Raw genomic sequence first — 7683 nt, 5'->3', positions numbered from 1 at the left:
CCCCAGCCGCCGCCACGCCCACCGCGGCCGGAGCCTCCCGAAGTGGGTGCCGGCAGGAACTGCAGGAACAGCGCGGCCAGCATGCCGAGCAGGCCGGCGCCGATGGCCACCCAGACCACGGCGGTCAGCACCCAGGCCAGGCCACCGGCACCGATGCCCGTGAACACCGTGCCCAGCTTGTTGCCGAAGATGCCGCGCAGCACGGCCGAGAACATGGGCACGGCAAAGACCAGGAACACCAGCACCTCCATGCCGTCGAAATCGTCGAGGCCGGCGCCATCGCGCGTGGCCTGTTCCGCGGGCAGGGGCAGGTTCTCACCCCGGATGCGCGCCAGGATCTGATCGACCCCGGCCTCGATGCCGGCGGCGTAGTTGCCGATGCGGAACGCGGGCGTCACCGCACCGTCGATGATGCGCTTGGCCATCAGGTCGGGAATCGCGCCTTCCAGCGCCTTCGCGGTGGCGATGCGCAGGCGCCGGTCGTCCTTGGCGATCACGAACAGCACGCCGTCGCCCACATCGCGCCGCCCGATCTTCCAGGCGTCGCCCAGGCGCTGCGTGTAATCGGCGATGTCTTCGGGTGCGGTGGTGGCCACCATCACCACCACCACCTGCGAGCCGTTCGTCTTTTCAAAGGCCGCGAGCTTGGCTTCGATGGCGGCGAGGCTCGCCACATCGAGCGTGCCCGTCTGGTCGATCACGCGCGCGCGCAATTCGGGGATGGGCTGCAGGCCTTGAGCCAGCGCCGGGAGGAAGCACAGCCCCAGGGCGGCCAGCAGCCACCGGGCCAGGCGCAGCGTCATGGCTTCTTGAAGTCCACCGTGGGCGGTGTCGAGATCGCGGCCTCGTTGGCGACCTGGAAGTTGGCCTTGGGGTTGTAGCCGAAGACCATCGCGGTGAGGTTGGTGGGGAAGCTGCGCGCGAGCACGTTGTACTCCTGCACGGTCTGGATGTAGCGGTTGCGCGCCACGGTGATGCGGTTCTCGGTGCCTTCGAGCTGCACGCGCAGGTCGCTGAAGCCCTGGTTGGCCTTGAGGTTGGGGTACTGCTCCACCACCACCATCAGGCGGCTGAGCGCGCTGCCCAGTTCGCCTTGCGCGGCCTGAAACTGCTGCATCGCAGCCGGGTTGTTCAAGGTCTCGGGCGTGACCTGGATCGACGTGGCCTTGGCGCGGGCCTCGATCACGCGGGTGAGCGTTTCCTGCTCGAAGTTGGCCTCGCCCTTGACGGTGGCGACGATGTTGGGGATCAGGTCGGCTCGGCGCTGGTATTGGTTGAGCACCTCCGACCAAGCCGACTGGCTCTGCTCGTCCAGGCGCTGGAAGTCGTTGTACCCACAGCCCGTGAGGCTGGTGGCGAGCAACAGGGCGGCGGCCCAGGTGGACAGGCGTCGAATGGATGTGCGCATAAAACCTCCGCTGGATGAGATCAGGTCGATCAGCGGGAATATACCCGGGGGTGCACCCGGGCAACCGGGCACTGGCGGCAAAATAGCCCACATGCGAAAACCCAAACTGCCCCCCGGTTCGGCGGACGACACGGAGGCGGCCTTCTACGACGCGCTGCAACACGCCGACATCGAGCGCCTCATGGCCTGCTGGGCGGACGAGGACGACATCGTGTGTGTGCATCCGGGTGGTCCCCGGCTCGTGGGGCACGCCGCGGTGCGCGCCGCGTTCGAGACCATGTTCGCCAGTGGCAGCGTGCAGGCCCAGCCCGAGAAGGTGCGCCGGCTCGATGCCGGTGGCTGCAGCGTGCACAGCGTGGTCGAGCGCGTGGCCGTGATGACGGACGATGGCATGCAACACGCCTGGGTGGTGGCCACCAACGTCTATGCCAAGACCGCCCAGGGCTGGCGCATGGTCGCGCACCACGCCAGCCCCGGCTCACGCACCGAGCCGCTCGAGGCCTTCACCACCCAGCCGGTGCTGCATTGAAGTCCGACCGCTTTTCCTACCGCGCGCCGTGGTGGTTGCCCGGAGGCAACCCGCAGACGGTGTGGGCCGCGCTGGCCAGCCGCCGCCATTTCGGACCGCCGCCGCGCTGGAAGCGCAGCCGATGGAAGACGCCCGATGGCGACTTCATCGACGTGGACCAGGCCTTGCACAGCAGTGCGCCGGAGGCGCCCCTGCTGGTGCTGTTCCATGGGCTGGAGGGTTCTTCCGCGAGCCAGTACGCCGTGGCCTTCGCCGATTTCGCCGCCGCCCACGGCGTGGCCTACGCGGTGCCCCACTTCCGGGGATGCTCGGGCGAACTCAATCAGGCGCCACGCGCCTACCACTCGGGTGACTTCCAGGAGATCGACTGGATCCTGCGCCGTTTTGCCGAGGAACACCCGGGCCGGCCGCTGATCGCCGTGGGCGTGTCGCTGGGTGGCAATGCGCTGATGCGCTGGGCCGGTGAGATGGGCTCGGAAGCGACCTCCTGCGTGCGCGCCATCGCGTCGGTGTGTTCCCCGCTGGACCTGGCCGCGGGCGGCCACGCCATCGGGCGCGGCTTCAACCGCGTGGTCTACACCCGCATGTTCATGCGCTCCATGGTGCCCAAGGCGCTCGGCAAGCTGGAGCAGCACCCTGGCCTGTTCGACCGGCAGAAGCTGCTGGCCGCGCGCGACCTCTACGAGTTCGACAACCTCTTCACCGCGCCCCTGCACGGCTTCAAGGACACGACCGACTACTGGGCGCGTGCCTCGGCCAAGCCGGTGCTTCACAGCATCCGCGTGCCCGCGCTCGCGCTCAATGCGCGCAACGACCCCTTCGTGCCCGCCGAGTCCCTGCCGACCCAGCAGGACGCGGGCCATCACGTCACCCTGTGGCAGCCCGAGCAGGGCGGCCATGTGGGCTTTCCGGTCTCGCACGGACCCCTTGGCCTTCCCGGGCATGTGCGCGCGATGCCCGAGGCCGTGGGAAACTGGCTGCTCGCCCACCTTTGAGGAGCCTCGCCATGGACGACATCGTCAAGGCCGCGATGGCCAAGTGGCCCAATGTGCCGCACTGTTATGGCTGGCTGGGCCTGGATGCCCGCGGCAACTGGTACATGCGCGACGACCGCACGCAGGCGCAAGGGCCTTTTCCCGCCAGCAAGGGCTCGCTGCTCAAGCACGACAAGCTCATCGAGTTCATTCACCGCAACTACGCGGCCGACGCGCAAGGCCAGTGGTACTTCCAGAACGGGCCGCAGCGTGTGTACGTCGAACTCGAGGCCACGCCGTGGATCTGGCGCCTGCAGCCCGAGGGTGGTGTGTTGTCCCACACCGGCCTGCCGGCGCGGGTGCAGGAGAGTCTGCTGGACGAATCCGGCCGGCTGTACCTGGTGACCGATCGGGGTGTCGGGCTGGTGCACAGCGCCGACATGAACCTGGCCGCCGACGCGGTCGAAGCCGGCCGCTGGCGCCCGGCCGAGGTGCGCGCCGATGCGCTGCCGGCGCGGTTCGGTTTCATTCCCCATCCCCAGGCGCTACAAGCCGCCTGAGGGCGGCCGCGCGCGGGCACAAAAAAGCCGGCGCGGGGCCGGCTTTTTCGGGGGAAGGGGACGTGCCTTACTTCACCGCGTTCAGCATGTACTGCACGGCGGCCTTGATGTCGGCCTCCGCGGCGGCGCCTGCGCCGCCCTTGGGAGGCATCGCACCCTTGCCCTTGATGACCGTGGCGGTCAGGGTGTCCAGGCCAGCGCCCACGCGGGGTGCCCAGGCGGCCTTGTCGCCGAACTTCGGTGCACCGGCCACGCCGGCCACGTGGCACACGGCGCAAGCCTGCTTGTACAGGGCCTCACCGGCGCCAGCGGCCACGGTGGCCGAGGCGGCAGGTGCGGGCGCAGCGGCAGCGGGCGCCGGAGCCGCTGCGGCCACGGCAGGAGCGGGGGCAGGCGTTGCAGCGGCCGCGGGGGCTGCTGCAGCGGCGGGTGCCGGTGCCTGGGGTTCGGGGAACTTGCCGCCAGCGGCGTTGGCCAGGTGCACCACGGCGCGGCCGATCTCGGCGTCGCGGAAGGCGCCGCCGCCTTGCGCGCCCATGGCGCCCTTGCCCTTGAGGGCGGAGGTCAGCAGGGCTTCATAGCCGGTGGCGATGCGGGGGCCCCAGGCGGCGGCGTCGCCGAACTTGGGCGCACCGGCCAGGCCCGCCGCATGGCAGGCCGCGCACTGGGCGGTGTACACCGACTCGCCGGAAGCCAGCGGGCGGTTGGCGTCGCGCAGCTCCACCGTGCCCACGCGCTGGATGCGCTGGGCAACGGCTTGCTCCATGTCCACCGCGCCGGCCGCCGGCTTGTTGGCCGAGACCACGTAGTACACCAGGCCGATGATGATGAAGATGGGCGCGACGAACGCAAAGAAGGCCGTCCACATCAACTGGGTTGGCGTCTTGATGGGACCGGTATGGTGTTCTTCGTGCGCGTGGTCGCTCATGATGTCCTCAGGGGGTGGCGAAGCAAGGCCTGTTCGGGTGTGGGGCGTGCCCGTGTCAGGCCGGGCAAACAGCCTTGGATTATAGCCAAGCCCCCTTGGCACCCACCGGGCGCCGCCCCCTCGGCTGATAGAATCGCTGGCGTTGCGGCTGTAGCTCAGTGGATAGAGTATTGGCCTCCGAAGCCAAGGGTCGTGGGTTCGATCCCCGCCAGCCGCACCAACCACGTTCAAGCCCTTGAGTTGCCTCAAGGGCTTTGTCGTTTCCGGGGAGGCTCTTTCGAGGGTTGCTCACAGCTGCTGTGCCCAAGGGTGTGGACAACCCCTGGGACAACTGCCGCAGGCCGCGGCCCGCTTGGCGGCGCGAGCGATGCTCAAAAAAAGGGCATGACGAAGCGGGTCTGACCGTGCCCGCGGCGCCGATGTCAGTACGGCCGCCCGTCCTTGTGCGTGAAGGCCCAACGGCCGTCGACCTGCACGGCCCGCAGGTCGTCTTCGGGGTAGCTGACCTCGTCGCCTTCGCTGCGGTCACCCACCTCCAGGTACAGCACCGGCTCATCGGTTTCGTTCACCAGCTTGTGGCCGTTGCCGCTGCCGGCCGGAAAACCCGCGCACATGCCGGGCGACAAGGGCGTGGCGCCCTCGTCGGTGTACAGCGTCGGGTGCCCGACCAGGATGTAGACGAACTCGTCCTGCCGGCTGTGGGCGTGGCGCAGCGCCGACACCGACTTCGGCGGCAGGGTCGTGTGGTTGACCCCGAAGTGTTTCAGGGCAAACAAGTCGCCCAGGGGACGCTTGACGCGCCCGGCCACGCGGGCCGCAAAAGGCTCGGGGTAGTTCGAGGGTTTGGTGCGCGCCGGGGCGTCGGCGGCCACCACGGCCAGGGGTTTCGAGTCGGTGGGCATGGGAAGGCATTGTGGGCGGGCGCTGAAAAGCGGGCAAGAGCGGGCCCTCTTCGGCGCATCGCCGCCAGGCGGGTGGCTCAAGATCGTGGCCAATCCGCCGATGCCCTGGGGGTGGTGGCGCTGGGCCATGACCGCCAAAAGCGGGCTGGCCCGGGGCGCCGATCCCCTTACTCCTCCAGAAAGTTCTCCCGCATGAAACTCAACGACATCAAGGTCGGCAGCCGCCTGGCCATCGCCTTCGGACTGGTTCTGCTGATCACGGCCCTGATGGCCGGCATCGGCGTCTGGCGCCTGCAGGAGCTGGTGCAGACCACGCGCACGCTGGCTGGGGAAGACAACGAAAAACTGCAGCTGGCCGCGCGCTGGCGCCAGACCATCGACATCAACTGGGTGCGCACCCGCGCGGCCATCCTGGATTCCGACACCAGCCGCATCGCCACGTGGCAGGCGGACATGGACGAGACCTCCAAGATCTCGCAGGCCTCGCGCGATCGCATGGTCGAGCTGGTCAAGTCCGACACCGGCAAGAAGATGATCGCCGACATCGACGCCGCGCGCGAGGCCTACCGCACGCCGCGCGGTGTCGTGATGAAGGCGCGCATGGCCGGTGAAGACATGAGCGCCGCGCTGGACCGCGACCTCAGACCCCTGGCCGAGGCCTATATCAACACCATCCTGAAACTGGAGCAGCGCCAGCAGGGCATCTACGACGCGGCCTTGAAAGAAGCCGAAGAGATGGCTGCGAATGGCCGCACCATCCTGATCATGGGCGGCGTGCTCGCGACCCTGCTGGGCGCGGCGGCCGCCTTCGTGCTCAGCCGTTCGATCACCGTGCCGCTGCGCCAAGCCGCCGAAACCGCGCGCCTGATCGCCGACGGCGACCTCACGCGCGCCATCCCCGCCGAGGGCCGCGACGAAGCCGCCCAGTTGCTGCAGGCCCTCAAGGGCATGCAGGACAGCCTGGGCCGCGTGGTCTCCAACGTGCGCGGCAACGCCGAGGGCGTGGCCATGGCCAGCGCCGAGATTGCCCAGGGCAACAACGACCTGTCGGCCCGCACCGAGCAGCAGGCCAGCGCGCTGGAGGAGACCGCCGCGTCCATGGAGCAGCTCAGTTCCACCGTGCGCCAGAACGCCGACAACGCGCAGCAGGCCAACCAGCTCGCGATGAGCGCCTCCACCGTGGCCACGCAGGGGGGCGAGGTGGTCGCCCAGGTGGTGGACACCATGCGCGACATCAACGACAGCAGCCGCAAGATCGCCGACATCATCGGCGTGATCGACGGCATCGCGTTCCAGACCAACATCCTGGCGCTGAACGCGGCGGTGGAAGCCGCGCGCGCCGGCGAGCAGGGCCGGGGCTTTGCGGTGGTGGCCGGCGAGGTGCGCAACCTCGCGCAGCGCAGCTCGGAAGCCGCCAAGGAAATCCGCGGCCTGATCACCGCCAGCGTGGAGCGCGTGGAGCAGGGCAGCTCGCTGGTCGACCGTGCCGGCGTGACCATGACCGAGGTGGTGAACTCGATCCGCCGCGTCAACGACATCATGGGCGAGATCAGCGCGGCCAGCCAGGAGCAGAGCTCGGGCGTGGCTCAGGTCGGCGAGGCCGTCACGCAGATGGACCAGGCCACGCAGCAGAACGCGGCGCTGGTGGAAGAGAGCGCGGCCGCGGCCTCCAGCCTCAAGACCCGCGCCGAGCAGATGGTGCAGGCCGTGGCGGTGTTCAGGCTCTCGTCGGGCTGAGCCAGCGGCGCAGCGACAGCCAGGCAAAGACCGCGCCCACGGCGGCGCCGGCCAGCACGTCCAGGAACACGTGCTGGCGGATCGCCATCGTGGACCAGACGATCACCCCGCAATGCAATACGCTGAGCCAGCGCAGCGCGGCCGGCGCGCCGGTCTCCCGGAAGATGCGCTGGAACCAGAAGGCCGAGAACACCGCCGAACCCACGTGCAGCGAGGGACAGGCGTTGCCCGAGGCGTCGATGCCTTTCAGGAAGGCCAGCCGGGGATGCTGGGACCAGTCGATGTCGGTCAACGGTGTCTGGGTCGGGGCCAGCCAGAACAGCGCCAGGCAGAACACGCACAGCGCGCCCACCCACAGGCCGTAGCGCAGCAGCTCGCGCAGGTTGGGCAGCAGGGCCGGTGCCAGCGACACGTAGACCCACAGCGACACGTAGGCGTAGAAGGCGCCGGGCAGGAACGGCACCCAGTCGTCCACCACGAGCGTGGGCATCATGAGCGGTTCGGCCATCGGGTGGTGCAGCACCCAGAAGTAGGCCTGGAAGAACAACACCATGAACGCCATGGTGCCGAAGGCCTTGAGGTACCACAGCGTGACGAACCGGGACAGGAGCTGGCGGTACCAGGCGCGTTCGGTGGGGGTGGGCA

9 protein-coding genes and 1 tRNA gene are annotated in these 7683 nt (G+C 69.1%); 5 read left to right on the top strand and 5 right to left on the bottom strand.

Translation table 11 applies throughout. The features are described 5' to 3' along the window. Positions 1 to 803: TPM domain-containing protein (locus tag AC3WPZ_RS27100; protein WP_492442431.1), on the bottom strand; the 803-nt coding region annotated here is incomplete at its 3' end. Then, the gene (locus AC3WPZ_RS27095) at positions 800 to 1408 is read right to left on the bottom strand and encodes a LemA family protein (protein WP_492442429.1); all 609 of its coding nucleotides are present in this window, start codon (positions 1406 to 1408) and stop codon (positions 800 to 802) included. The genes AC3WPZ_RS27100 and AC3WPZ_RS27095, both read right to left, overlap by 4 nt. Before the next feature lie 91 nt (positions 1409 to 1499). On the opposite strand from AC3WPZ_RS27095, the gene AC3WPZ_RS27090 reads away from it, so the two are divergent. From AC3WPZ_RS27090 to AC3WPZ_RS27080, 3 genes are read left to right on the top strand one after another with little or no spacing between them, the layout of a single operon-like run. Beyond that, a complete protein-coding gene (locus AC3WPZ_RS27090; protein ID WP_291114456.1) occupies positions 1500 to 1937 on the top strand; it encodes a YybH family protein in 438 nt (145 codons plus the stop codon). Further along, entirely contained in the window at positions 1934 to 2932 is a 999-nt protein-coding gene (locus tag AC3WPZ_RS27085) for a YheT family hydrolase (RefSeq protein ID WP_492435023.1), read from the top strand. Before AC3WPZ_RS27090 ends, AC3WPZ_RS27085 begins: the two co-directional genes overlap by 4 nt. An 11-nt stretch (positions 2933 to 2943) precedes the next feature. Continuing rightward, complete coding sequence (locus AC3WPZ_RS27080; RefSeq protein ID WP_444687991.1) at positions 2944 to 3471, top strand: DUF2946 family protein; 528 nt, start codon at positions 2944 to 2946, stop codon at positions 3469 to 3471. Positions 3472 to 3538: 67 nt separating this feature from the next. On the opposite strand, the gene AC3WPZ_RS27075 is transcribed toward AC3WPZ_RS27080, so the two are convergent. Then, the gene (locus tag AC3WPZ_RS27075; RefSeq protein ID WP_492442427.1) at positions 3539 to 4399 is read right to left on the bottom strand and encodes a c-type cytochrome; all 861 of its coding nucleotides are present in this window, start codon (positions 4397 to 4399) and stop codon (positions 3539 to 3541) included. 144 nt (positions 4400 to 4543) lie between these two features. Between AC3WPZ_RS27075 and AC3WPZ_RS27070 the strand changes: the two genes are divergently transcribed. Beyond that, positions 4544 to 4619 (top strand) — tRNA-Arg (locus AC3WPZ_RS27070). 202 nt (positions 4620 to 4821) lie between these two features. Here the strand turns inward: AC3WPZ_RS27070 and AC3WPZ_RS27065 are convergent. Beyond that, a complete protein-coding gene (locus AC3WPZ_RS27065; RefSeq protein ID WP_444687993.1) occupies positions 4822 to 5301 on the bottom strand; it encodes a cupin domain-containing protein in 480 nt (159 codons plus the stop codon). Positions 5302 to 5493: 192 nt separating this feature from the next. Between AC3WPZ_RS27065 and AC3WPZ_RS27060 the strand changes: the two genes are divergently transcribed. Further along, entirely contained in the window at positions 5494 to 7038 is a 1545-nt protein-coding gene (locus AC3WPZ_RS27060) for a methyl-accepting chemotaxis protein (RefSeq protein ID WP_444687994.1), read from the top strand. Here AC3WPZ_RS27060 and AC3WPZ_RS27055 read toward each other — a convergent pair. Next, positions 7019 to 7683: phosphatase PAP2 family protein (locus tag AC3WPZ_RS27055; protein WP_492442426.1), on the bottom strand; the 665-nt coding region annotated here is incomplete at its 5' end. The genes AC3WPZ_RS27060 and AC3WPZ_RS27055 overlap by 20 nt on opposite strands.

The sequence above is a fragment of the Hydrogenophaga sp. FW305-3-2-15-A-LB1 genome, from assembly GCF_058787875.1.
This window is presented reverse-complemented; position numbering and strand designations above follow the sequence as displayed.

Bases quoted from the DNA above. Each gene is read 5' to 3' on its own strand.
- AC3WPZ_RS27060 (WP_444687994.1), top strand. From the start codon at position 5,494: ATGAAACTCAACGACATCAAGGTCGGCAGCCGCCTGGCCATCGCCTTC.
- AC3WPZ_RS27075 (WP_492442427.1), bottom strand. From the start codon at position 4,399: ATGAGCGACCACGCGCACGAAGAACACCATACCGGTCCCATCAAGACG.
- AC3WPZ_RS27080 (WP_444687991.1), top strand. From the start codon at position 2,944: ATGGACGACATCGTCAAGGCCGCGATGGCCAAGTGGCCCAATGTGCCG.
- AC3WPZ_RS27095 (WP_492442429.1), bottom strand. From the start codon at position 1,408: ATGCGCACATCCATTCGACGCCTGTCCACCTGGGCCGCCGCCCTGTTG.
- AC3WPZ_RS27090 (WP_291114456.1), top strand. From the start codon at position 1,500: ATGCGAAAACCCAAACTGCCCCCCGGTTCGGCGGACGACACGGAGGCG.
- AC3WPZ_RS27065 (WP_444687993.1), bottom strand. From the start codon at position 5,301: ATGCCCACCGACTCGAAACCCCTGGCCGTGGTGGCCGCCGACGCCCCG.